At 37.5% G+C, this 22,388-nt stretch carries 27 protein-coding genes; 15 read left to right on the forward strand and 12 right to left on the reverse strand.

Annotated elements, in window-relative coordinates; translation table 11 throughout:
* Nucleotides 1-11: 11 nt before the first annotated feature.
* Nucleotides 12-1,016 carry a hypothetical protein gene (locus DCO56_RS13645; RefSeq protein WP_108634308.1) on the reverse strand — a complete coding sequence of 335 codons (1,005 nt, stop codon included), beginning with the start codon at nucleotides 1,014-1,016 and terminating at the stop codon, nucleotides 12-14.
* Between the two features lie 606 nt (nucleotides 1,017-1,622).
* Here DCO56_RS13645 and DCO56_RS29305 point away from each other — a divergent pair.
* The 12 genes from DCO56_RS29305 (at nucleotide 1,623) to DCO56_RS13700 (ending at nucleotide 8,301) form a co-directional block, all read left to right on the forward strand.
* Nucleotides 1,623-1,775 carry a hypothetical protein gene (locus DCO56_RS29305; RefSeq protein ID WP_181390546.1) on the forward strand — a complete coding sequence of 51 codons (153 nt, stop codon included), beginning with the start codon at nucleotides 1,623-1,625 and terminating at the stop codon, nucleotides 1,773-1,775.
* 110 nt (nucleotides 1,776-1,885) lie between these two features.
* Complete coding sequence (locus DCO56_RS13650) at nucleotides 1,886-2,287, forward strand: single-stranded DNA-binding protein (RefSeq protein ID WP_108634309.1); 402 nt, start codon at nucleotides 1,886-1,888, stop codon at nucleotides 2,285-2,287.
* Nucleotides 2,288-2,336: 49 nt separating this feature from the next.
* Nucleotides 2,337-3,404: a DUF932 domain-containing protein gene (locus tag DCO56_RS13655; RefSeq protein ID WP_108634310.1), complete on the forward strand. Its 1,068-nt coding sequence runs from the start codon at nucleotides 2,337-2,339 to the stop codon at nucleotides 3,402-3,404.
* 69 nt (nucleotides 3,405-3,473) lie between these two features.
* Entirely contained in the window at nucleotides 3,474-3,878 is a 405-nt protein-coding gene (locus DCO56_RS13660) for a hypothetical protein (RefSeq protein WP_108634311.1), read from the forward strand.
* Nucleotides 3,879-3,891: 13 nt separating this feature from the next.
* Nucleotides 3,892-4,248: a penicillin-binding protein gene (locus DCO56_RS13665; RefSeq protein WP_108634312.1), complete on the forward strand. Its 357-nt coding sequence runs from the start codon at nucleotides 3,892-3,894 to the stop codon at nucleotides 4,246-4,248.
* On the forward strand, nucleotides 4,232-4,441 hold the full coding sequence (locus DCO56_RS13670; protein ID WP_108634313.1) for a hypothetical protein: 210 nt from the start codon (nucleotides 4,232-4,234) through the stop codon (nucleotides 4,439-4,441). The genes DCO56_RS13665 and DCO56_RS13670 overlap by 17 nt, the downstream gene beginning before the upstream one ends.
* A 3-nt stretch (nucleotides 4,442-4,444) precedes the next feature.
* Complete coding sequence (locus DCO56_RS13675) at nucleotides 4,445-4,813, forward strand: DEAD/DEAH box helicase family protein (protein ID WP_108634314.1); 369 nt, start codon at nucleotides 4,445-4,447, stop codon at nucleotides 4,811-4,813.
* Nucleotides 4,800-5,366, forward strand: coding sequence for a PRTRC system protein E (locus DCO56_RS13680; protein ID WP_108634315.1), 567 nt, complete (start codon nucleotides 4,800-4,802; stop codon nucleotides 5,364-5,366). The genes DCO56_RS13675 and DCO56_RS13680 overlap by 14 nt, the downstream gene beginning before the upstream one ends.
* A 17-nt stretch (nucleotides 5,367-5,383) precedes the next feature.
* Nucleotides 5,384-5,602: a PRTRC system protein C gene (locus DCO56_RS13685; RefSeq protein ID WP_108634316.1), complete on the forward strand. Its 219-nt coding sequence runs from the start codon at nucleotides 5,384-5,386 to the stop codon at nucleotides 5,600-5,602.
* 16 nt (nucleotides 5,603-5,618) lie between these two features.
* Nucleotides 5,619-6,770 (forward strand): hypothetical protein, encoded by a 1,152-nt coding sequence (locus DCO56_RS13690; protein ID WP_108634317.1) that lies wholly within the window; start codon nucleotides 5,619-5,621, stop codon nucleotides 6,768-6,770.
* A 12-nt stretch (nucleotides 6,771-6,782) separates the two neighbouring features.
* A complete protein-coding gene (locus DCO56_RS13695) occupies nucleotides 6,783-7,508 on the forward strand; it encodes a PRTRC system protein B (RefSeq protein ID WP_108634318.1) in 726 nt (241 codons plus the stop codon).
* The gene (locus DCO56_RS13700) at nucleotides 7,489-8,301 is read left to right on the forward strand and encodes a PRTRC system ThiF family protein (protein WP_108634319.1); all 813 of its coding nucleotides are present in this window, start codon (nucleotides 7,489-7,491) and stop codon (nucleotides 8,299-8,301) included. Before DCO56_RS13695 ends, DCO56_RS13700 begins: the two co-directional genes overlap by 20 nt.
* A gap of 146 nt (nucleotides 8,302-8,447) precedes the next feature.
* Here DCO56_RS13700 and DCO56_RS13705 read toward each other — a convergent pair whose 3' ends face one another.
* The 9 genes from DCO56_RS13705 to DCO56_RS13745 all read right to left on the reverse strand — a co-directional run bounded on the left by DCO56_RS13705 (nucleotide 8,448) and on the right by DCO56_RS13745 (nucleotide 17,933).
* Nucleotides 8,448-8,954, reverse strand: coding sequence for a P-loop nucleotide/nucleoside kinase family protein (locus DCO56_RS13705; protein WP_108634320.1), 507 nt, complete (start codon nucleotides 8,952-8,954; stop codon nucleotides 8,448-8,450).
* 199 nt (nucleotides 8,955-9,153) lie between these two features.
* Nucleotides 9,154-9,711, reverse strand: a complete 558-nt coding sequence (locus DCO56_RS13710) for a T6SS immunity protein Tdi1 domain-containing protein (RefSeq protein WP_108634321.1) — start codon at nucleotides 9,709-9,711, stop codon at nucleotides 9,154-9,156.
* A gap of 248 nt (nucleotides 9,712-9,959) precedes the next feature.
* Nucleotides 9,960-10,235 (reverse strand): hypothetical protein, encoded by a 276-nt coding sequence (locus DCO56_RS13715; RefSeq protein ID WP_108634322.1) that lies wholly within the window; start codon nucleotides 10,233-10,235, stop codon nucleotides 9,960-9,962.
* Nucleotides 10,236-10,246: 11 nt separating this feature from the next.
* A complete protein-coding gene (locus DCO56_RS13720) occupies nucleotides 10,247-10,879 on the reverse strand; it encodes a hypothetical protein (RefSeq protein WP_108634323.1) in 633 nt (210 codons plus the stop codon).
* Between the two features lie 23 nt (nucleotides 10,880-10,902).
* The gene (locus tag DCO56_RS13725) at nucleotides 10,903-12,438 is read right to left on the reverse strand and encodes a hypothetical protein (protein WP_108634324.1); all 1,536 of its coding nucleotides are present in this window, start codon (nucleotides 12,436-12,438) and stop codon (nucleotides 10,903-10,905) included.
* Between the two features lie 16 nt (nucleotides 12,439-12,454).
* Complete coding sequence (locus DCO56_RS13730; protein WP_108634325.1) at nucleotides 12,455-12,721, reverse strand: hypothetical protein; 267 nt, start codon at nucleotides 12,719-12,721, stop codon at nucleotides 12,455-12,457.
* Entirely contained in the window at nucleotides 12,699-13,592 is an 894-nt protein-coding gene (locus DCO56_RS13735) for a hypothetical protein (RefSeq protein WP_108634326.1), read from the reverse strand. The genes DCO56_RS13730 and DCO56_RS13735 overlap by 23 nt, the downstream gene beginning before the upstream one ends.
* Before the next feature lie 5 nt (nucleotides 13,593-13,597).
* Nucleotides 13,598-15,724 carry a type VI secretion system Vgr family protein gene (locus DCO56_RS13740; RefSeq protein ID WP_108634327.1) on the reverse strand — a complete coding sequence of 709 codons (2,127 nt, stop codon included), beginning with the start codon at nucleotides 15,722-15,724 and terminating at the stop codon, nucleotides 13,598-13,600.
* Nucleotides 15,725-16,214: 490 nt separating this feature from the next.
* A complete protein-coding gene (locus tag DCO56_RS13745; protein ID WP_108634328.1) occupies nucleotides 16,215-17,933 on the reverse strand; it encodes a helix-turn-helix domain-containing protein in 1,719 nt (572 codons plus the stop codon).
* Between the two features lie 383 nt (nucleotides 17,934-18,316).
* Between DCO56_RS13745 and DCO56_RS13750 the strand changes: the two genes are divergently transcribed.
* From DCO56_RS13750 to DCO56_RS13760, 3 genes are all read left to right on the forward strand, one after another.
* Complete coding sequence (locus DCO56_RS13750) at nucleotides 18,317-18,559, forward strand: hypothetical protein (RefSeq protein WP_108634329.1); 243 nt, start codon at nucleotides 18,317-18,319, stop codon at nucleotides 18,557-18,559.
* 183 nt (nucleotides 18,560-18,742) lie between these two features.
* Nucleotides 18,743-19,189: a MauE/DoxX family redox-associated membrane protein gene (locus DCO56_RS13755; RefSeq protein ID WP_108634330.1), complete on the forward strand. Its 447-nt coding sequence runs from the start codon at nucleotides 18,743-18,745 to the stop codon at nucleotides 19,187-19,189.
* Between the two features lie 95 nt (nucleotides 19,190-19,284).
* Nucleotides 19,285-19,554, forward strand: coding sequence for a hypothetical protein (locus DCO56_RS13760; RefSeq protein ID WP_108634331.1), 270 nt, complete (start codon nucleotides 19,285-19,287; stop codon nucleotides 19,552-19,554).
* A gap of 36 nt (nucleotides 19,555-19,590) precedes the next feature.
* Here DCO56_RS13760 and DCO56_RS13765 read toward each other — a convergent pair whose 3' ends face one another.
* Nucleotides 19,591-21,024, reverse strand: coding sequence for a peroxiredoxin family protein (locus DCO56_RS13765; RefSeq protein WP_108634332.1), 1,434 nt, complete (start codon nucleotides 21,022-21,024; stop codon nucleotides 19,591-19,593).
* Nucleotides 21,025-21,026: 2 nt separating this feature from the next.
* Nucleotides 21,027-22,385, reverse strand: coding sequence for a RagB/SusD family nutrient uptake outer membrane protein (locus DCO56_RS13770; protein ID WP_108634333.1), 1,359 nt, complete (start codon nucleotides 22,383-22,385; stop codon nucleotides 21,027-21,029).
* Between the last annotated feature and the right edge of the window lie 3 nt (nucleotides 22,386-22,388).

Genomic DNA, 22,388 nt, shown 5'->3' on the forward strand with positions numbered 1-22,388 from the left:
AAAATAGGAATTTATGATTCATCATCTTCCGGAAACTCGCCAATCTCTGTATGCTGATTGGGAATTGAAGGAGTCACCCTATCTTCAAATCGATCCATTGGAAAATCGGACAGAAATATATCCTCTTCCGGTGTTGTTGGCCGATCATTCGATCGAAAGATCCTACTGGTTGGTATAAAGCTCACATTGATACTGCCGTCATCCATCATCCAACCACTAATTGCATATTCAATCCCTTTTTCAAAATTTACATCGACAGGCAGGGTAAATACCTTTGAGAATTTCGGAGACCTTGCTGACGGAGGATCACGTTTGACGGGCAGATTAAACGTATACGAATCAATCGCCTCATCAACGACCAGCGCTTTCAAACGTCGACTTGTATTTCCACTATCCTGCCCTTGCAGAAATTCAATGTCCTCACTGGGGATAAATTCCACTACTTTCGACCCTTCGCGTTTGACTTCAAGTAAGCCCCGACGTACAAGAGTTTTGACAACCGACCATGTTTCATCAAAACCATTTTTAGTAAATAATTCTGAAAAGATCAGCCGTTTATCTCTCAGAAATATAATCTGTTTCAAAACATACAATTCTTCAGGACTGAGTTTCTTTAAGCGACCAAGTTTCTTTTTATCAAACAGATCACCCCCTAGTCCTTTCTCAAGTGCTTGATGGGTTTCCTCCCATTCTTCTTCAATACGTTCCTGATAGAGTCTTTCACAGTGATCACAGCGGTTTATATCTTGTGCTGCAATCTTCTTGAAGCTACTCTGGGCGGTCATCTCCTTACTAATATCATTTCCGCATTCACTACAAGCGCCAAAGCTCATTTGACAGAAAGAGTTTTTAGCAATAATTTCTCCAAGCTGAGTTAAAGTAAGACCGTATTGCGCTTTAAGAACCGCAGGTCTATAGACAAATTTTCCGTCTTCAAGTTCCCAGTACTTTTCGATAATTTCACGATCATTCTCCGCAGTATTGGCGGTTATTTTTATTTCATAGGTTTTCATCATAATGGGTGCATATTTTATTTATTACAGAAAAGGATCATTGTGCAATTGAGGTTACGCTAATTGCATTATTCCGAAGCTTAAATGTAAGAAAATATGGAATATCGTATGTGACATGAAATTAATAGAAAATAAAAATATTACGATCGTAACACCAGTGAATTTGTTGCAATAAACAATACTTTATGACCTGTTTGAAATCATTATTTACAGCCATGGATTAGTCCACATCTCATATTGCCACCATCACGTATTGTGACGTGCCCATTTCCTTCTTCCCCCGGCATTGAATCAGCACGCAAGGATATGGTCGTGCTATCCACGCTATCTTTTGATCGCAAAAGGATGTTGTTGCTATCACTCACGCAAAGAGATATCTTTCATAACAATTTTCGATTTTAAAAGGCATATTCTTTTCCCCTTCTAGAGCCAAAGCACATTTACAGCATACACTTCGTCTTTGCTGCAAAAGAGCTTTTGGCTATCCACCGAATAGAAAATTGAAAGCTTGCCCCACTCCTATTCCGCACTATACCACCTTCCAATTCCCTATGGATTCGCATTTTTTTTAACCACTATTTTTTTTATGAAAATTAAAGAAATCACTTTTTGTCAAAAGAACAGAATAAAAAGGAAGTGAAGGTACTTCGGGTAGCCATCCCACTTCCCGCAAAAGACTACGGCATAAACACAGGCAGCCGCAAAATCCCATCCTTTATTCCGTTTCCTTTTGCCTACGCCATTACCCGATGTCCTGATTGACTTTCTTTTTTTCCTGTTTTTTCTTTTGAAAAAAATGATTAGGGCGGAGCCCGCAGGACAGGAAGGGAGACAAACGTAACAAGATTGTACAACAACTAAAAACAAAGGTTATGAACATTACAGGAAGACTGACACAGGATGCAACCGTCAGCACAACACCAACAGGAAAACAGGTCGTAAATTTTTCGATCGCAGTAAACGACAGCTACAAAAACAAGGACGGACAACGAATCGACCAGACCGTATTTATTGACTGTGCTTATTGGCTTACCGCTAAGGTAGCTGCATGGCTATCGCAGGGGCTATTAGTGGAACTCACAGGACGGATAAGCGCAAGGGCGTGGCTGTCAGGTGACGGAACAGCAAAGGCAGGAATAAATTTCCACACTTCTTCAATCAAGCCTTTGGCAAGACCATCAAAAAAGGAAGATGACGCTGTACAACCAAGTACATCGAAGAAAAATCAGGAGAATGCGCAAAAACAAGGGGCTGATGATGACCTGCCTTTCTAAGCTGACATTAATCAATCACAAAATTTTCAACCCAAAAAAAATAGAAATCATGGGACATAATCTAAATTTCAACAACGGTAAATATTCGTTTTTCAGCGTAAAGGAAAAAGCATGGCACGGTCTGGGTCAGATCGTAGAAGACTACCCGACAAGTGCCGAAGCAATCAAACACGCAGGGCTTGACTATGAAGTCGAAAAAAGCCCCCTATTCACCAAAGGTTCAGGAATCGTACAGATTGCAGACGGAATTGTCATACAGGACACGGAAATCGAAGTACCCAACTATTTTGCCAATATCCGTACAGATAACAATACCGTACTCGGTGTTGTGGGCAAGGATTACCACATCGTGCAAAATAAGGATGCCTTTACATTTTTTGATGCTATTGTAGGCGGTGGCAGTGGAATACTGTACGAAACAGCAGGGGCGCTCGGACAGGGTGAACGCATTTTTATTACCGCCAAACTTCCGAACTATATCCGTATCGGGAACTCGGACGATGTAATCGAAAAATACATCTTCTTAACCACAAGCCACGACGGAAGCGGTAGCATTACAGCAGCCTTCACCCCTATCCGTATTGTCTGCCAAAATACCCTCAACGCATCACTACGCAACATGAGCAATGTTGTCCGCATCAAACATACCGCAGGGGCTAAACAACGCCTGAACGATGCACACAAGGTAATGGGGCTCGCAAATGCAATGACGATGCAGATGGACGGCATTTTCAATAATTGGACAAAAGTCAAAGTGAAAGATAGTGAAATCCGAAAACTCATACAGCTTGCCCTCTGCCCCAATAAGGAAACCTTTGACCTGCTAAAAAAAGGGGCTGACGATGAACTTTCAACCATGTTCAAAAACACTGTGGACGATGCATTCGCCTATGCCATGATGAACGATACCCAACAGATGGAAACCACTAAAGGGACGTTGTTCGGGGCTTATAATGCAGTCACGGGATATTTTCAGAACGTCAGAAACTACAAAAACGCCGAAGCGAAGTTACAGAGTATCGTGTTGGGCGGTACGGCTCAACTCAAAACGCAAAAGGCATTTGACCTCTGCACTTCTTTTGAGAAAATCGGAACGGATGTATTCCAGATGAACTAAAAAAATGATGTATAGGTGGCAGTCCCGTACGAATCTGCCACCTATTTATTAACCCCAAAAGATTTTAAAATGAAAACATTACAGCAAATGGATAACCTCGAAAGAGCTTATTTACTCGCAAGATTATTTCCTGATGAACTTCAGGTAATCACCCAATTCATCAAAAAAGAAGCAGAATTATTTAACCGAAACCGTGAGCAGGTGTTTAACGAATGGACGGAAAAAAATATTGATGCCAACCGTTGGTATGACTTCATAAACAATTTTGAACGCAGGTACGACAAAAACGGTGCAAGGCTGTACAGAAATAAAAGGACATTCAGAGATCAGCTTTTCGATGGTTATGATGCCCTATTCACGATACACTGCCTAATCGTATACGCAGACAGCACATTTTGCAATCTGAAATTAAGACAGGCGATACACCTGTTTTTCGGAAATCACAAGTTTTTAGCAATCACCTTTAACAACTAAAAAAAATAAAATTATGACACGTTCAAATATGCACATCACATTCAGTAACGGAAAATCAATCATCTGTGTATTGGATTCATCAAGCGCACCCGAACAGGGCTACATTGTCGAAGATATTCTTCTTCCCCTTCTTGCGCTCAACGATGCAGATCAGGAGCTTTCATTAATCAAAAAACACTGCACGATGGACGAAAGACGTTGCAATGCCTGCTATCGCTATTACGTCAACCTTATGACCAAAGAAGTAACCCTATTTGAGGAAAATTACAGCTTTCGGGCAGACAGGTTTAGAAAAGGCAAGGATATTACCCAACGCTATACCAACTACGTAGAAACCTTAAATAACGGAAAGGATGAAAAAGGAAAATGATACAGAATTTCAGGCGCTCACCATCATCGCCGAAATGGTGATGAGTTTCAAACAGCTCCACGTACTTAACATTTCAATGAAAGACCGGAAAGAATTACAGTTCGTCAGAACAAGCCTTGAAAAAGTGATACACGACAATGGTTATCAAATGACCTACGATAAAAATATAAAATACAATATCATCAAATTATAAGCAATGGACATTTTAGCAAAATACAAGTTCGCAGATTGGCTGTATAATCGGTTTGTGGAAAATTACAAAAATAAAAACATCACAGAAGCCTTTACTTTCCTTACCGTCTTGTCAGAATACAAATTCTTTGCACAGGATATACGCAAACTTTCAGACCAACGTAGACACATCAAGGAACTGCACACAAAAATCACAAAGGCACTTAAAGAGGAAACAGCGCACAAACTGTTCCTGACGGGAGAAGAAGGAAAAGCAGAATTTAACAGAGAAATGAAAGCCTATGAAGATTTTCTACGGAAAGAAGGCTTTTCCGAACAGGCTATCACAGAATACGTAAGCGACAGAAAAATGAATTATTATGGAAGCAACTAATTTCTTTAGACAGATTTCGCAAATGGAAATGAACAGCAAATTGATGCTCACCATTACCAAAGCGACAGAAAGCACGATAATCGTTTCGATTTTAGTGGAAAATGACAGTTGTGGGGACAAGGCGAAAAACCTGATTCCTCCCTTTAACCTGAAAGGTACGCCCGAAGAACTGGACGAGGGATTCTTTGCGCATATCAAACAACCTGTACGCACGGCTACAGGACTGCTGTCCAATTTGGAAAACTTTATGAAACAGGTAGAACTCGCTCAGGCTAATTCTGCAATGGAAAAAGAGAAATCCACAAAAGAACAAAAGGACAAAGATTCAAAAAATAGGAAATACAGCGAAGCCATGCTAAAGGCGGATGCTCTTGTAAAAGAGGGAAAATACAAAGAAGCATGGACAGCATTGCCGAAAGTTGGGGATTATCCTGAACATTCGGAAGAAATCAAGAAAAAGCAGGAAATATGCGAACGGCAGTTTGCCCCTAGCCTGTTTTCTGATGATGCGCAAGAAACAGCCGAAATAACCGAAATAACCCAAGACGAATAATATCTAAAATCAATATTATGTTAGTAGCAACAACACTTCCACGGGTATTCATACTCAAAGAGAAAGAACAGGAAATCAGGCTTGACGACCCTGAACCACAATGGAGCGTACAGGCAGTTCTGAATTTCTATTCTAATAACTACCCTGTGCTGACAACAGCTAAAATTTCACGCCCAACAATTATGGACGACACGGTGCTATACCGATTTGAAACAGTGATAGGAACTAAAGGTTAACTAAAAAATCAAACACATGAATTATGCAAACACAATATCCCGAAACGGTAAAGCTACCAAGAAAAGCAAGCGAATTGCAGTTGTATCAGCAGTTGGGACAGTTCGAGCGGTGGATGAGAAGACCAAAGGATGCAGGGGAACTGCGGAAGGACAAACCAAAGTCCGTCCCACCTGCGATGTTACCAATGCCTTTTTAAGATTTCGTTTCTACCCAAGATTGCAGGAAACCGAAACTGTACAGGATTGTAACAGATTGAAAATGGACAGGGATTTTTTTAAATCCCTGTCCCTAATAGCAGAAAAATTCAACCTTTCAATGTTGGACGACTGTACAAATATTCCTTTCCCCTACAACATTGCCGAATCAATGGCACATCTAAAGAAACAGTTAAAAAAGACGGTTGCGGATTGGAGGGATGTCAGATTGATTCACCATAAAAACAGCACCTACTTTGCACAGGAAGATAGATACGATACGGGAATGAATTTATATTATATCCCTGTCTTTCCACTTTATAACATCTTGCAGAATAAGGAGACTACACAAGTTAGTGAGCTTTTGCTTTCTGTGTACGCCTACATCTTTCAGGTTCTTGGAATACCCTACTACAGAAGTGATGACTGTTATCTGTATTCCATGTATGAAACCCTCGAAAATTGGATATATGATGATGGAGCGGAGGAAGAGTTTATACAGGAAATCGATGATGCCAAAGCGATTGGTGACTTTATGCTAAAGCTAATCAGTGACCCCAAAAACCTGCGCAATTATAAAAATCGCTTAAAGTCCTTTGTCGCAAAAACTGATTTTGACAAACAATGTCTTTCCGTTGCGAAGTCGTTTTTTGGGCTTCTTACCAAGTACCCAAAAGTTAGGATTGACCGAAAATTCTACCCTTTACGTTTCAGGGAAGAAATTGACGACATTGAGCGTCCTGTTGCATTGGATAACTATGTTTCTTTCTGCGCTTCCATACAAGGATGCTTATTTGAATCACTCTGCCAATCAGTAAACGATGATTTACAGGAATATAGTGAAATAGACGAGCCTACCCGTTTTATCCCTTATGACAATCGAAAAATCAAGGAAAATGATTTTGATTTCGAAAGCAGGTTATTTGATAGCCTTGACAATCTTATACAACTATGGCAGGAACATAATCGCTAAAATTAATAACTCATGGAAGATATTACAAACAGCTTCGGAACTTACTTCTACCCTTCTACTGCTTTGGTTTTTTATCAAAGTGAGGGCGGATATAACGATACTTATGTCGAATACTTTGATATGGATCGGAACGGAACGCCAATCAACGCCCATCCCCTTACAGCAGGTGAAGCAAAAAAGTTGGCAACAGCATTAAATATTGATGAAGAAAACCTCAATCAATTAAGATCGGACGGTATTCTGCCTAATAACGTCTTGTCTTTTGATGCAAAATCTGCAACAATTATTTGGTACACCAAAGCACAATTTCGGGAACTTCTTATTGCAGAAGGTCTTGGAATAAAGTCAGGAACGGCGCACGTTCCTCCAATGGTTTGGAAGGCGGACAGAGAATCACTCCATGTATATGCCTTAACCACAAACAGAAAACCAACACTAAACACACCACTGCATTATGCGCCCTTTTTTAATGTTTATGAAAATGGAACGGTCTGCATGGGTACAGTGGACATAAAGGCATCAGAAACAGGGTCTATAAAAGAACTTATGACCTTATGGGAAAGCTATTTTTTCAATAGCTATTTCTCCCATCTTATGGCTGACCACAATCCTGTAAACGGAAACTGCGTATTACTTTGGGAAAGTTTAATTGGTTCTGAAAGCATTTTCCCAAATGAATTTCTTATCAAAAACAATAAAAAACTTAAAGATATAATCTATGAAAGCGCCAAAAACTAACGTCCATTTCTTGGATAATTATCTACTCAGTCCGACAAACCCAATACGTATTAATGTTATCGGTGCAGGTGGTACAGGCTCCAAAATTATGACTGCTTTAATGGAAATCAACCATAGCTTATTGGAACTCGACCATCCAGGCTTAGATGTTTGTCTGTGGGATGATGATATTATCACTTCCGCAAATGTAGGTCGCCAACGCTTTGCAGAATCAGAAAAGGGACTTTTCAAATCACAGGCAATCATCAATCGACTGAACCGCTGGTCGGGTACAAACTGGAAAGCAGAAACAAAAAGATTTGAACGTGATTTCGATGGTAAAATACCAGACTATGCAGGAGCTTCGGTTTATGTATCCTGTACGGATACGGTTGCTTCAAGATTTGCAATTTCAGAAATACTGCACGAACTTAATAAGAAGTATCAAAACCACAGGGACAAGGGAAGATATTGGTTAGACCTCGGCAACTCAAAAGATACAGGACAGGCAGTTCTTTCCACAATCGGAAGGATAGAACAGCCTGCATCTAAGAAATTTAAAACCTTTGAAACCCTGCCCTCGATAATTGAAGAGTATGGGAATGCTATGGTAAGTTCAGAACAAGAAGACAACACACCGAGCTGCTCTCTCGCTGAAGCGCTCTCAAAACAGGATCTTTTTATTAGTAGCACCATTGCTCAATTGGGGGCTTCACTCCTTTGGAATCTGTTTAAAACGGGAATGACTGAAAATCGGGGTTTCTTTTTAAATCTACAAAATTTTAGAACCCAACCTATTTGCGTAGGCAGTTGAAAAAACTGCCCCGCGGCCAAAAGCCTACGGCTTTTGGCGGGAAATCGGCTACAACGGCTGTTCCCTTCCTATTGCGTCCACCTCTACAGCCGTTGAGGGTTATTTATTGGATACACAGTATCCAAGAAGCTTCGCAGAAATATCTCTTAACCAATAATATTTAGGCACTCTATATATGCACTTTCAGAATCATCAGTCCAAATTTCATAATTTTCTCCATCTTGGTTCTTATCCCACTCGTGATATTCTCGTTGCATGACATCTTGCCAGGAAGGAACTTTCAGACCGTCAATATCTGGTTTCCTGTTTTCAACCCTGCTTTTGTGCAATATATGGTCTTTTATTTTCAGTTCGAACTGTATAGTTTCGGCTTTGGTTCTCTCTGCCAATTGATTGAACATTTTCCTACTGATATGCAAAGGGTTTACCGTATCAATGATTACATTGTGTCCTAAATTAAGATTTTCGTACGCTAAATTTATCAATGCTTCATATCCTTCACCCTCCTGTCCAGCTTTGGCATTCCTTAATAAAAAAGGACTTTCAATACAATCAACCCGCAAATAGAAATATTTGAGTTCCTTGGACAACCTTCTTGCTAATGTGGTTTTCCCTGTTCCAGGTAATCCAGCTAAAATGATTAATTTACTCATATCTTCAAAATGTATTTAGATTCTCATTTTATGAAAAAATAACTGTCAATCTATTATGTTTCATCTGGCTAAATGTAATAAAAAAGCTACCTGAGAGGTAGCTCCAATTATATCACTAATATCTATTACTTTCAGTGCCAAAATAAAACCCGAGAGTAAAGCGGCTTGTATGTTCTTATTAAGTGGAATCGTGAATTTCTTACTCAATTTTACCAACAGTCTGTGATATCAAAGAAATGTGTACTTTTAAATTAACTTTATCCAAATTTTCAGATTTTTCAGCACCTCCTAATCCTAGTAATGGAACATAGCCAAATGATTCCTCAAAATTTAAATCACCTAATCTTTTTTTGGCTGCTACAAAATTCTTCCCTAAAAGATCCGAATCAATATAAGTTGAATCAGTTAAATCTTCAAATAGATATTTTAATCCTGACTCTAATACTTTAGATTTCCCGTGCCGATAATCTAGTAAAACAGTATGATTATTTTCCCAAATAATCAAGTCTGACAAACCAGTTGCAAACATAACAATCGGATTTTGATATACTGGGCTATAAGAATCGCTTAAAATATTAGCAAATTCATCAGGATTTACAACTTTTAAATAGCCATCCATAAAAGATCCAAAACCATACTCTTTCCAGAAAGCAATCAATACTTCAGGCAGTTGATTTTGATACTTTTCGATGATTTCATTCGTAGGTTTTTCCTGAATGGTGTAATCAGGATACTGTTTAAAAAATTCTTCAAACATATTTAATATTTTGCTTTTACAAAAAAAAAATGATTTTCAACAAGTTATGGATAATGTACGTCAGAGAGGAATTTGCTCCAATCAATTTTTTTTGATTCAATCTGACTTCTATTTTACCCTTTCCAAATACAGTTAACAATCCAATTGAAATTGGATTGTTAACCTAGTACGTAAGTTTATTTTGTTGCTTAGTCAACTCTCTGGTTGGTTAAAGCCATTATATTTAGAAACTTCTAGTACACTTAAATCTATTTAGATTCTAAAAAATGTAATAATTTTTCAAGAATATGCTCGTCATTGGTGAAAATAACAAATCGATCCCTATCTTCTTGTTTTACCTTAACATTTAATAAATCACTCAAAATAGCTTCGAACTTATCCACTTCATCATCTGAAAACCTCTCGTCGTCCTCAAGCGGCCAATTATCAATTAATAAATAGCTAAAGTTTTCATCAAATATTCTGATAATAGGTGTATTTTCGACAGGATAATTTTTGACAATAATTTCCTTAATTTCCTTCATAACAAAAAGATTTAATACGCTCCTTTCACTAGACGATTGAATAGGTCAAGGTATTGTTCTTTGATATTTGCAGCATAATCTGAAACCTTATTCCTAAATTCATTTAATCTGATTTCAAAGTTTGGATCTTTCAAAATTTTCAGAAGAATCAATGCTCTGAGTAGAACATCTATATTATTTGCATATCGCTTGCCAGTATCTATTTCTGACAAGAGAAATTCAAGCATCTTTTCCGGTTTTATAATATCGGTGATAAAATCTTTGATTTCGTTTTTATAATCATTTACAAAAGCAGTTGTAAACTCAGAAACATCCTTGTCATCGGCAATGAGGAACTTAGGGTTCTTATTTACATATTCCTCTCTATCGATAAAAAAAGATTGTGGAAATACATAAGTTACCCCAATGATTCCACTACCATCCAACTTACCGAGTATATCCTCAACTTCATTTAATGTAATATATAAATATATCTGATAGTAAATATCTGGCTTTCTTTCTAGATACGAGAACCCATATCTGATTGCTGCATTACCAATGTTTTTTATATATCCCGAATCTTTTTTAGAGTATTTAAACCCCTGTTCTTTAAAAAAAGGATCAGCAATCTTCTGGATTTCAATTTCTATTTCCTTTGGTTTCATTGTTAAATATATTTTGTATAAATTTATGGATAATCTCTATAAATAATTCCTCCATTAGGATCATTTACAGCAACTTTTACCTTTGGTTCAACATTTATTGGTTTGCCGGTTTTTAATCCCATATCAGTTGCTCGTTGTCCCGCTGGTTTAATTTCTGTAATCTTAGCACCTCCTTTACCACCTATTGCATCGTACACTGGTTTTTGATTATTTGTAAAGGTATTTCTAAGGTCAGTAGTGGGAACAGACGTTAAATCCTTTACACTGCTAAATTTCGCATCGGTCAATTGGTAAGTTCCAGGGCTAGTCTCATGTAAATTATCAATTTTAATCCTAGTTGTAAATGGTTTTCCGTTAGCATCTATTCCTGTTACGTCAAGTGTTATCTGCTCACCCACCGTTACATCAGGATTTTGTGTTTGCAATTCATCAGTCACATTGGCTTCATGTTCGCTCCAGTCTTTCGGTTTTTTAGGTTTAGGATCTTCATAAGCATCGGCATCTTTACTGCCTTTTGATTTATCGTCGCTATTTCCTTTACCCTTACTTGTATTGGCTCCGTCTTCCTCTGGTGTTTTATTTTGTGGTTCTTCCTGATTTCCTTTATTGTTATTATTACCATCCTTATCTCCAGATGTAGTCGGTTCTTCAACAGGTGGCTTCGTGGTCTTCGCCTTAATATTAAGCAAATATAAGAAAAGCATATAATCTGTCGGCTGAGCATGCCCCGTAAGTAAACGTCCTGCCATACCGTATTCCGGGATACCGCCATCTCTAACTGCCTTAAATGCATCCCAACCATCATTGACATTTCCCATAGCGTGCTCATTGGCAACATTATCAAGACCAAAGAGGACTCTGCTAGAACCCCAGATACCAGTAAAACCTTGAAGTACATTGGACATGATACTTGGCAAGGTCGGCCAGCCCAAAGCCAGTGACCCTCCGGCAACTCCTGCACCAGCAAAAACTAAAGCTCCTACCCCAGCTCCTCCGAGAGCACACCCTGCGAGCTCGGTCACGTAATTGAGACCACTTAATGCCAGCGCATGCATCCAGCTTTTTACTTCAGGGGCAAATTTCACAACGCCACCCACGGTACATGTCATTGTCCGGTTTCCCGTGATTGCCTGTGTTTTAGTAAGTATAAGATCATCTTTACTTGCATCCCAGGATCTTGCTGTTGAATTTTTATGTCCACACTGCAAAGCTCCTTTAGCCGCCATTATCAAACCACCTGCAACTCCGCCAACTGCACCAATCGCCATCATGCCACCGATTCCAATCAATGCAATGGCTCCCAATCCCCCTGTACCGACAACAAATGCAACAACAGCCACAGCTACCACAATCGCAACAAGTGCTCCAATGATTGCAGCAAGCATCATATTTTTTGTACAGCCGAAATCAATCCAACTGCTTGTAGAGGTATCCGCTACTGTTATATAAACTTCACCTGTGCTTTTTTTATTACTTGTACGGGTTCCTTGCAATTGGGCAAACGCTGCACCGCTAGAACATTTCCAAAAGTCCTTCTCGGTAATAATTTTATTTCCCATTGATTCTTGCGTTCTTTTACGTTCCTTTTAAAATTTGTGTCCTTTTATGTACGCTTATTCTATTATTTTTCCCGCATACTATATGCTGTAAAGCATAGCCTGTTCTTTTCAAATGATTTATACCGTCTACTGAATATTTCTTTTCAACAATAAATGTGACAGTCTTAGAATTATCTTTTTTTGATGAGCCGAAACCTATGCCTAAAGCATAGCGCCACAAAGTGATCCTCTTTATAGTACTGTATATATGTTCATTAGCATTACATGCTGGTAATTCCTTCATTCTGACGCATTTTAAACTTCATGATTTCATCACTATAAAACGTATATCGCATTTTATTATAAAGTTTCTCTGGATCGGCAATCTCCACCCGGTCTAATGAAGCTTCTATCAGACGGCCAGATTCCTTATCAAACCTGTAAATTCCTTTTTCAGATAATGAAGTATCCAGTTTACTTATATCAATTAGGTTCGCAAACTGCCCGTACGCTCGATTATAAAATCCAATACCTCCCAAGCCTGTAGCAGGTTCTCCCGTTAGCTCTATGATAGTTTCATTGGAAGTCAGCAGAGGATTATCAAGGTTTTTAATCTTGTACCCCCAATTTACATTGGCTGTATTAAAGAAATTCGGCGAGGTTTCCTTAAAAGAGGCAGGCACAGTTCGTCCATAAACTTTATTGAAATACAGCAGGAAGAATTCACTAATCTGTATGACCTGGATTAATTTGGATCTATTATTGAATATATCGTCGTTCAGTACAATGACGTTTTTCATTTCGGGATTGCTCTCGGCAATTTTTTCCATCTCTCCCCTTGTCTGCCTCCATTTTGAAAGAATGATCTCTCTATTGAGTATATCTCTGATTTTCCCTTCTAAATCTACCGTCAGATGAAGTTCGTTATACATTCTTGACATAGCTTGGGTTAGTTGGGCTATCTCTTTGATCAATGGATTATTAGCCTCCAGCAGAATATGATCCAATAGATAAAGTTTGATCTCAATCACATCATCCTGAACATTAATCACATTCAAGTTCCATCGCATCTGAGAACGGGATCTCATATCAACATTAACCCCTTTTATATCTGCATCAATAAATAATGTATACTGCTCTGAAAACGTTCCAGTAATGCCAATCTGATTCTTCATACCTCTTAATTTATAAATGCCTCACCTCCATCAATTTTTGTCTGTCCGCCACCCAGATGGTTCGCAGGTGATGAAATATCTATACCTTTTGTACTTCCCAGACCGATACCGTTCTCCCCCGAAATACCAATAAGCTTCCCGCCGATAAGTATTGTTCCATCTGTATTTAAGGTGATACTGCTGCTTCCTGTTTTTAGTGTAATAGCTTTATCACAATTCAAAATAATATTTCCACCTGCGTCCATTTTAAGCATGGAATTAGCACCTCCGCCCTCTTTTCCGCCGACATTTATGATATTTGTACTACCGGCATTCACCGTGTGATTTATATTTGCATTTGTCGTCGCATTACCTGAACCATCGAAATGCATATTAGCACCACCCTGATCTTTTAAATTCATAGACCCTGCACCATTATCATACTTAAGTTCTGCACCGCTACGTCCACTAAATGACATAATATTGTTTCCTTCACCACCTCCTGCGCCTATGCCTCCATGATACATTCCGCCCATTACAAAAGGTCTGTCAGGATGAAGATGTACGAAATTGACGATTACCTGATCGCCAACTTCTGGAACAGACATAAAGCCACGGTTTTTACCCACTTTGTCACTACTACCGGCATCGGGGGACATGACACGGATAAACTCCGTACAGTCTTGTCCACTTTGCCAATCAAGCTGTACTTGTACACGTCCCTGATTCTGAGGATCGGTATTGGAAACCACCCTCCCAAATTGTGGCTCAGCAACCGGTATGGTAAATTCCGGTCTTGGTATAAATCCAGTATCCGATGCAATTCCCTGAAACGAACCATCATAATAGCCCCTTGCATCTACTTCATGGGTTATTTCAATCAGCATTAACTTGGTAAAGTAGGTGGTGCCATTTGATTCTGTCTTTCTCATTTCAATGTCAGCAATGCAGCCAGGATATAAAAAAGGAACTGTCGTGTTACCTGACGTTGTAAAAACTTCTGAAGCCTTACTTCCGGCTGTTCCCTTTTGTGCGGCATCAATATCCATAAAAGAAGAAGCTCTTATCGGAGCAACCCGTAAAGATGGTGTTTGAAATGTTCTTTCCGATATTTCGTAGGCGCGCTGTGCAATGTCAGAAGTGTGGTTGATCTTTGAATCACCTCCTTTAAATTTTTCATTTTTACTGCTGTTATAACCATAAAAATTAGGCTTAACATGTTGAGCTTTCATTTTGATCTTTACATCAGTCAAATTACTACCATAGGTCAGCTTTACAGGTTGTTCCTGTGGTGGAAGCTGACCAAAATGCAGTACTTCACCATCATAAAAGAACTGCTCACCATAGGCTTCAGCCATTCTGGCCAAATAGTTATAATGTGTTTCTTCGTATTGAGAACTGTATGGTAAATTACCTTGCTTTGCATCGACTCTAAAATCAAATTTGCCCTGCCCGAAACCTTGTTTGATTACTTCCGTTGCAATGCTATTAAGGCTCATCGGTTGTGTTCCTCCAAAACTTTGGATATGCGGTGCTGCGTCCAACAATATCGTAGGACTAAATCCGGATAGTACGATATTTCCGAGACTACCCTTATCCTGACTAAACCCTACTTCTGTAATAACTCCCACAAAGTTTCTTTCAGGACCCTCTTCGATATCTTTGTATTTAAAAACGACAGTTATCCTCTTTCCTAAGAAATTTTGGGCTTCTTGAAGATTGTGGTTTTCTACTTTACCCAATGTATCATGCGCTAGGATTAGGGTAAATTCATGGTGTCTGGTAGCACTTTGTGCTAGTTTAAAATGCTTGAAATGCTTTATTTGAACACCTTCCACGTGTATATCAAGCCTAACAACCCGATTGATCCCTGCAATCGCATTTTCAGGAATTCCCGATGCATTAAATATTTTAGAGGTGGGCTGCTTTGCCCAAACTTTTTCTTTAATAGTCGTGGGGGTATTGGGTAATAAAGGCTGGTTCAAAAATTGTTTTCCGGTAGCCGTGATATTATTTGCTTGTGTAAGGAACTCTTTTTGTGGTCCGGGAATATTTGTAATGTTGTCTAAAGCAACATCCTTTAATGGATCCAAAATGTTGTTCTTGGATAAATCTACTCCTTTGCCGGAAAGATTATCTTCTTGTTGAAACATGATGACATAATTTTTTTCTGTTGTGTGGTTGAAATAGGATTATCACCGGTGAGCGGTGAGTCGTTTAGGTCAGAATACAAATCATAAAGCGTTTAGACCATTTTATGGAAGACTTTACAATGATTGATCTGAGATGCATGCGAACAGAATTTCAAAGGGGTTGAAATTCACTTTCTAGCCTTTAAATGCTAAGTGTATCTAGGTGGTTTTTCTTTCTTTTTCATTTGGTTTTCGGTGATTTTGGTACTGCAATATAATACCTTAGAAATTTATGACAAAATGATTTAAGTATTATTTTAGAAATTGTAGTAATTCTACTAATCAGACTTTTAAATACAAAATTTGAAAAACAAAGGGTTATGAATTCTGAAAAAAGAAAGCGCCCTTACTAGAAATGTAATACTTTCTATCAATCCCGTTTTTAATTTCAACCCAATATCTTGCTTTCAACCGAACCTTCTGAAAAACCGATGAATGTTAATGTTATTACCTATATTATTTCACTTTTTAGCTCATTTTTATATTTATTTATAAATTCAGTAAACGATATCCCATTTATTTCTGAAAATAGCGCCGAAAAGTTCGTCCTTGATGCAATACCACATTCTTTCGCGAGTGTTTCGCTACTATAATTCCGGTATTTCCTGTCGCTTTTAAGTCGTTCCGTAATGTAAGATATTCGTAGCTCACTGATATAACGGTTAAAACTTGCCCCTTTATGCTCATTTATAACGTTGGAGAGATAATTCTGGTTCACGTCAAATTTCTTTGCCAGCGATTTAAGTTTAATCTTTCCCTGAAGAAATTCTTTATTCATTTCAAATTCAGAAAGTTTGTAAAGAATGTCATCAACAATGTCTTGCCCGATCTCCGTTCTACTATAATGCCTAATTCTAAAGGTTCCATCCTGATTGGCATTGAAGGAATCACCGCCAAGGATAATGCCGAAAAAACTGTTTCTCCCAATAACTTTTTTCCTCGACCTCAGTCTTAAAATATAATAACAACCAACAAAAACGCACGTAAAGAAAATGATAATAAAAATCCATCCAGTTACCGACACCCTTCTCTCCTCTCTTTCTTTTTCCTGCAAAAGCCTATCAGAATCATATTCCCGATGAATTTTTGACGATAGATATAAAAAATCTTGCTCCAAAACTTTATCAACCCTGAGAAGTTGCTTTGTGTAATAGAGGGCTCTTTCCGAATTTTTGTTTTCACTATAATACACGATCAAATCTTCGTAAACATCCCGTACTTCCGGAAGAACAAAAGAATGTCTGTTAAAAATAGAATCAATTTTTTCGAAATCTGTGATAGCCTCTTCCACTTTACCATTCGCCCATTTTGACTTGCCCAAATAAGAATACGTTACCGTTAACCAGGCAAAATCATTAATATCAATTAGGGTGGGCAATGCGCTCTGAAACGTTTTTATAGCACCATCATAATCCTTCTTTCGGTATTTTCTAATACCATCTTCCTTAAGAAAATAACTGTGCTCTTGTTTATAAGCCTCATTTTTCGAGGTGTTAGCAAGTCCTAGTGCAACGAGCGAATCTGACTTTTTGAAATTACGGAGGTTCCTATAACAGACTGCCATGTGGTGGAGGGTGTTATTATAGCCTCGTTGATTACCAAACATCAGATTTGGATGCATTTCTCTTTTGATCTCATTTTCAAAAAAACTTCTCGCCTCTTCAAGTTCGCTTAGGCTTTCCTTATAGTATCCTATATAGCTTTTGACAACACTAATATGGTATTTAATCTTGTTTCGGTAGTATGGATCTTTGTTTTTTTTATTCTTTTCAAAGGCCTTTAAGTACTCATTAAGTGCGAGCTTATATTTCTTGAGATAAAAATAATAAACGACGCCCTTGCTCAGATAGGCGCTGCTCAGCAGGCTGTCATCCTTTTTCGCCACAGCGACATGAATTGCACTATCAGCATACTTCAATTTTATCTGAGGATCTGGCGTATGATATCGCGCATCCGTATACCCCAAGAACAATTGCATTTGGTTCTTTTCAACTTTTGCTTTCCAGATAAGTTTCTCAACAAGCGGTAAAGCTGAAGAATCATTTTCCGGCAGATTCTCATACTGTCGCTGAATGAGGTAAAAATCGCTCAACTTTTCTTTCTGTGCAAATAGAGATTCGCATAGAAAAAGTAACAACATCGTTAAAAATTGAATTATCAGACGGTTCATGGCTAAGTATTACTATAAAATTAGGAAAAAATATTAGATACCACGTAAATCACCATATAAGGCAAGATTAAAAGCGCAACATTATTTTAAATTACTGAAATTCAATACGTTATACCCATCAAAACCTGTATTAGAATTCACATCCATGCATTCTAATACACGTCCGAGCATACTAATACACCCCAAAAAAGAAGGCAAGACAATTTTTTTTCGATGGGACAATAGCTGATTTTCATTCAATCGCTTACAGCCAATGCACTTCAAAAATTACACTGTCCGTGTATGTCCTGATACCACAAACATTTTTTAGCTACCATTAAGACTGATAATTTGGCCAGTAGAATTCATCACGTCTCGGCCGAGATAATCCAAAAAATTTAACAATGAAAAAGACAAAGGTTATCTCATTATCGATAATCCTTTTATCCCTTAGTGTTCTGCATTCATGCAGACAGGATGAAATGGATATAGCGCCAGAAAATAATAATCTGGTAGAAAAAGAATATCAGGAAAAAGTGCATCTAAAAACTGAAAATGATAGCACCCAGACCACAGCAAGTTTATACTTCGATGAGAAGGGAAATGAAATAGTAGATCCACCCCCAAAAGATAAGGATCAGTGGTAATACTAAAGTGTCCGTGATTTCTAATACAGCGTCCGTGTGGATTCTAAGACAACAAGTTCTTGCTTTTGAACTCGAAGGGAATCTAAATTTGATGAAATAAAAATTTTTAAAACAGGTTTTGATTTCCTCCAAAAAGAACAGAAGCCTTTCAAAAATTTATAACAACCACCAAATAACCAAATCATGAGAATTAAGAACATCATTTCTGAAACGATCATTTTTATCCTGATTCTTGTATGGGCGTATACTTTCGCCAGTAAAATATTTGATTTCGACACTTTTGACAGACAGATAAAAGGTGCATACTTATTATCTGCAGGTGGATCTGTCCTACCTTATATTTTACAGGTGGTACACCTCGGGATTGTTATATTGTTATTGAACAAGAACTGGAGAAGACTTGGGCTTCTATCCTCCCTATTTGTCCTTATCCTATACACTGCATATCTAATTTACATTTTAAAATTTGCACCGAGCATTCCATGTTCTTGTATTGCAGTGATGAGAGCGATGAACTGGAACGACCAACTGTATTTTAATTTCATTGCGCTAGCAATTAATATTATTGGTCTGGCTACTCTTTTTTCGCTAAAGCGAGCCCCACACAGCAGTCAGGCCACTTATAATTAATAACTATTAACAAAACAGGGGAAGCCGAAAACCTGAAACCCAGAGTAGGCAAAAAACTAAAGTTTAGCTTTTTGATTTATAAAAGCACCAATATCATGAAATCACTTAGAATTACCTTAGGAGTTGCAGCAATTGCACTAGGTACGTTTACAGCTTTCTCTTTTGCTCCAGAAAAAGTTGATTCAAAATTAGCAACTGGCGTTTTTTATTCAAATCCAGTAGATGGATCTTGGACGCCAGAACAAGTTATGGGTGAGGGGGATTGCAATAATGAAGAAGGACCAATATGCTCCCAAGAGTATGATTTATCAACACATGAACCAACTGATAATCCTGCATTGATTAAAACAGGTGAAAGAGAGTAAAATTAATTAGGAGAACCAAAAAGGTTCTCCTTTCTTTTATAGAGAATTAATAAATCTAACAAATTCCTCTGCCTTGCTTCTAGGATCAGGTGGGCTCCCCACCATTTTTCCATTTTGGTCGATCACAACCAATTTTGGATATGTTGTAAAATTAAGATATTTGATAAGGGGGTGAGTACCCCGCTGTTCATCAGTATACAAATGTGTGCTATTTAAACTTGTAAATTTACCAATACCAGCTAACCACGTCTTTCTTGTATCTATATTTACAGAAATAAATTCAACTTTATTCCTATCAAATCGTGTTTCAAGCAAATCCAATGCTTTAGTAATTTGTGCACAGCCCACACATCCATAAAACCAAAAATCTAAAACTATAACTTTCCCTTTATAGTCATTTAATTTGTGTACTCTACCAGAACTATCCGGTAACTCAAATTTAAAAAAAGGTGACCCAGGTGAGAGATTTGAGGCATTATAATTATATAAATTTTGTACCTCCTGAAAGAAAACACTTTGAGTTGATACATTTTCGACATACAAATTATACAAATCTTTCGCATTGTCATTAAGCATGTTTCTCGCTAAGTTGCTTAAAGTTAAATCGGCCAACACATATTCTTTAATAGCAGAATTCTTATCAAAATTTTTAATTATTAAATGAGCGAAATCAATTGGACTATTTTTTATGAAATTTATACCGGTTTGTTGTGCAGGATTGATAAAAGATGCTAAATATACATAGTTATAAAGAACATGGCTTGGAAAATAATTTATCACCTGGGGATTCAACAAGACATTCATCCTTTTTTTCAGGATGATATACTTATCAAAGAAATATCGAACAGAATCGCTTTTATTTCTTGTTATACCAAGAAGAGGTATATCAAGAGTATAATGATATTGATAGGCTCGCAAAATATCTTTAGCATGTTGGCTTATCTTTCCCTTAAAAGATCTATATACTGAATCAATACAGTTCAATTTTCTGTCGGTAGTTTCAAAACGAAATTGTAGAGATTGATAATGAGGATCTGTTTTGTAGATTGGGACGAGCGGTTTTATAATTTCTTTCAAAAAATCAATTTTCTCTTTTCCATCACCTGTTACCTCAATATTCAGTAATCCAAGCTTTTTCAGACTGGATATATTGAGGTTCAAACTATCACCAGGTTCAATTAATAAATTATACACCCCAGGAAATAATATGTTTCGACCATTTGCTTTTACTACTATCATGCTTGGCGAATTTATTACGAAATCAAAGGAAAATAACCCTTGTTCAGTTTTTGCCTCCAATAGCGTTTGACTGTCAATTTTTATCACTTTAGGGTCGTTGATAATTAATTGAACTAATATAGACGAATCTTTACTTTCGGGAATGTACCCTGATACTTTTGTCAGTTTCTGGGTGAATCCAGTTATAGCTACCAGATTCAGAAATATTATAAAAATTATGTGACTTTTCATGTTTAATATCTATTTTGCTCTAAGCCATTAAAATTGATAATATACTGCGGTATGGGCAGTACATAACGTGGATCATTTGGTGGCAATAAGAAATTTTGTAGTCCTATTGTCCTGTTGAGAGTCTTAGCATAGTGTGGATCTCTATTTAATCGCTTTAAATCTTGCCAACGAAGACATCTAGTAAGTAGTTCTTTTCTTCTCTCCAATAAAATTATGTTTAAAGATTCATCTTTAGTTAATGCCTGCAGAGAAACAAACGTTCCTTTCTTGAAGCGTTTTTCCAAGATGAGATTGAGTTTTTGCATAGCAATAGCAATATTGCCAAGCCTTGCATTACATTCGGCACTAATTAGTAATACTTCCGGTGTTGTAGTGCCGGAAAACAAAGCGGATCTATAATGACCTCTGAAGGAACACTTACCATCTGATTCTAATTTAAAAAATAAGTTCTTTCTTATGTCATCCTTATCATAGGTTCCATATAATATACTATCAATCCTACCAGTAGTTGCATAAGTCACCGCGATTCTTGGTTCTAAGGGAATATGGATTTCTTTACTTTGTATATTTAAAGGACGTGACGGAGAGCTATTAATAGAATTATAGTCTTCTATAAAACTGTGATATTTATAACTACTATCTGCTGCCATCTTAGCCTCTTCGTATTGATCCATGAACAAATTGGTTCTAGCTAACATTGCATATGCGCCACCCTTTGCAATATGAGTGAATGAAGCCTTTTGAATTGGCAATAAACTACAGGATAATTTTAAATCAAAAACTATTTTCCGATAAGTATCTTCTAAGGTTGCTCTGAAAATATGTTCATCTATATCCTCTGATATTTTCAGTGGTATGCCAAGATCAGTTTTTGCGGTTGATTGATCATAATATTTGCAAAATGTCATCGCCAGATTTAAAAACTGTCTGCTGCGATGATAGAGGGCTGTACCTTTTATACGGTCATATAAATTACCGTTTACATTTGTTCGATTAATTTTTTCAAGGGCAGCAAGAACGACATTGCAAATCTGAATTTGATTATAGGAAATATCCCATTCATCTTGATTTGCTGTACCATATTGAATAAATTCTGAGACTTGCCAAGTTGCAAGATTCCTTAAAAAATCCCTTGGCAATGCGTTGAATTGTTCCGTAGAATATATCGCATCGTCAGAAGACATTTCTGATGCACCACGACCATCATATAAAAAACTGGGACTATTAAGTAACATATCCAAATCATTCAATGCAGCGGGTACAATCAATTTAATATCCTGCTTCTTTTCTAACCATTCCTTGGAACAACCGCTTAATATACATAGTATATATATTATAACAATAAAATTTATCTTTTTCATAGG

It is taken from the genome of Sphingobacterium athyrii (genome assembly GCF_003071065.1).
Classification (GTDB): Bacteria; Bacteroidota; Bacteroidia; order Sphingobacteriales; family Sphingobacteriaceae; genus Sphingobacterium; species Sphingobacterium athyrii.

Bases quoted from the DNA above. Each gene is read 5' to 3' on its own strand.
- DCO56_RS13645 (WP_108634308.1), bottom strand. From the start codon at position 1,016: ATGATGAAAACCTATGAAATAAAAATAACCGCCAATACTGCGGAGAAT.
- DCO56_RS13710 (WP_108634321.1), bottom strand. From the start codon at position 9,711: ATGTTTGAAGAATTTTTTAAACAGTATCCTGATTACACCATTCAGGAA.
- DCO56_RS13700 (WP_108634319.1), top strand. From the start codon at position 7,489: ATGAAAGCGCCAAAAACTAACGTCCATTTCTTGGATAATTATCTACTC.
- DCO56_RS13675 (WP_108634314.1), top strand. From the start codon at position 4,445: ATGGACATTTTAGCAAAATACAAGTTCGCAGATTGGCTGTATAATCGG.
- DCO56_RS13765 (WP_108634332.1), bottom strand. From the start codon at position 21,024: ATGAAAAGTCACATAATTTTTATAATATTTCTGAATCTGGTAGCTATA.
- DCO56_RS13680 (WP_108634315.1), top strand. From the start codon at position 4,800: ATGGAAGCAACTAATTTCTTTAGACAGATTTCGCAAATGGAAATGAAC.
- DCO56_RS13660 (WP_108634311.1), top strand. From the start codon at position 3,474: ATGAAAACATTACAGCAAATGGATAACCTCGAAAGAGCTTATTTACTC.
- DCO56_RS13740 (WP_108634327.1), bottom strand. From the start codon at position 15,724: ATGTTTCAACAAGAAGATAATCTTTCCGGCAAAGGAGTAGATTTATCC.
- DCO56_RS13665 (WP_108634312.1), top strand. From the start codon at position 3,892: ATGACACGTTCAAATATGCACATCACATTCAGTAACGGAAAATCAATC.
- DCO56_RS13720 (WP_108634323.1), bottom strand. From the start codon at position 10,879: ATGAAACCAAAGGAAATAGAAATTGAAATCCAGAAGATTGCTGATCCT.
- DCO56_RS13705 (WP_108634320.1), bottom strand. From the start codon at position 8,954: ATGAGTAAATTAATCATTTTAGCTGGATTACCTGGAACAGGGAAAACC.
- DCO56_RS13655 (WP_108634310.1), top strand. From the start codon at position 2,337: ATGGGACATAATCTAAATTTCAACAACGGTAAATATTCGTTTTTCAGC.
- DCO56_RS13650 (WP_108634309.1), top strand. From the start codon at position 1,886: ATGAACATTACAGGAAGACTGACACAGGATGCAACCGTCAGCACAACA.
- DCO56_RS13715 (WP_108634322.1), bottom strand. From the start codon at position 10,235: ATGAAGGAAATTAAGGAAATTATTGTCAAAAATTATCCTGTCGAAAAT.
- DCO56_RS13730 (WP_108634325.1), bottom strand. From the start codon at position 12,721: ATGAAGGAATTACCAGCATGTAATGCTAATGAACATATATACAGTACT.
- DCO56_RS13745 (WP_108634328.1), bottom strand. From the start codon at position 17,933: ATGAACCGTCTGATAATTCAATTTTTAACGATGTTGTTACTTTTTCTA.
- DCO56_RS13735 (WP_108634326.1), bottom strand. From the start codon at position 13,592: ATGAAGAATCAGATTGGCATTACTGGAACGTTTTCAGAGCAGTATACA.
- DCO56_RS13695 (WP_108634318.1), top strand. From the start codon at position 6,783: ATGGAAGATATTACAAACAGCTTCGGAACTTACTTCTACCCTTCTACT.
- DCO56_RS13725 (WP_108634324.1), bottom strand. From the start codon at position 12,438: ATGGGAAATAAAATTATTACCGAGAAGGACTTTTGGAAATGTTCTAGC.
- DCO56_RS13755 (WP_108634330.1), top strand. From the start codon at position 18,743: ATGAGAATTAAGAACATCATTTCTGAAACGATCATTTTTATCCTGATT.
- DCO56_RS13690 (WP_108634317.1), top strand. From the start codon at position 5,619: ATGAATTATGCAAACACAATATCCCGAAACGGTAAAGCTACCAAGAAA.
- DCO56_RS13770 (WP_108634333.1), bottom strand. From the start codon at position 22,385: ATGAAAAAGATAAATTTTATTGTTATAATATATATACTATGTATATTA.
- DCO56_RS13670 (WP_108634313.1), top strand. From the start codon at position 4,232: ATGAAAAAGGAAAATGATACAGAATTTCAGGCGCTCACCATCATCGCC.
- DCO56_RS13750 (WP_108634329.1), top strand. From the start codon at position 18,317: ATGAAAAAGACAAAGGTTATCTCATTATCGATAATCCTTTTATCCCTT.
- DCO56_RS13685 (WP_108634316.1), top strand. From the start codon at position 5,384: ATGTTAGTAGCAACAACACTTCCACGGGTATTCATACTCAAAGAGAAA.
- DCO56_RS13760 (WP_108634331.1), top strand. From the start codon at position 19,285: ATGAAATCACTTAGAATTACCTTAGGAGTTGCAGCAATTGCACTAGGT.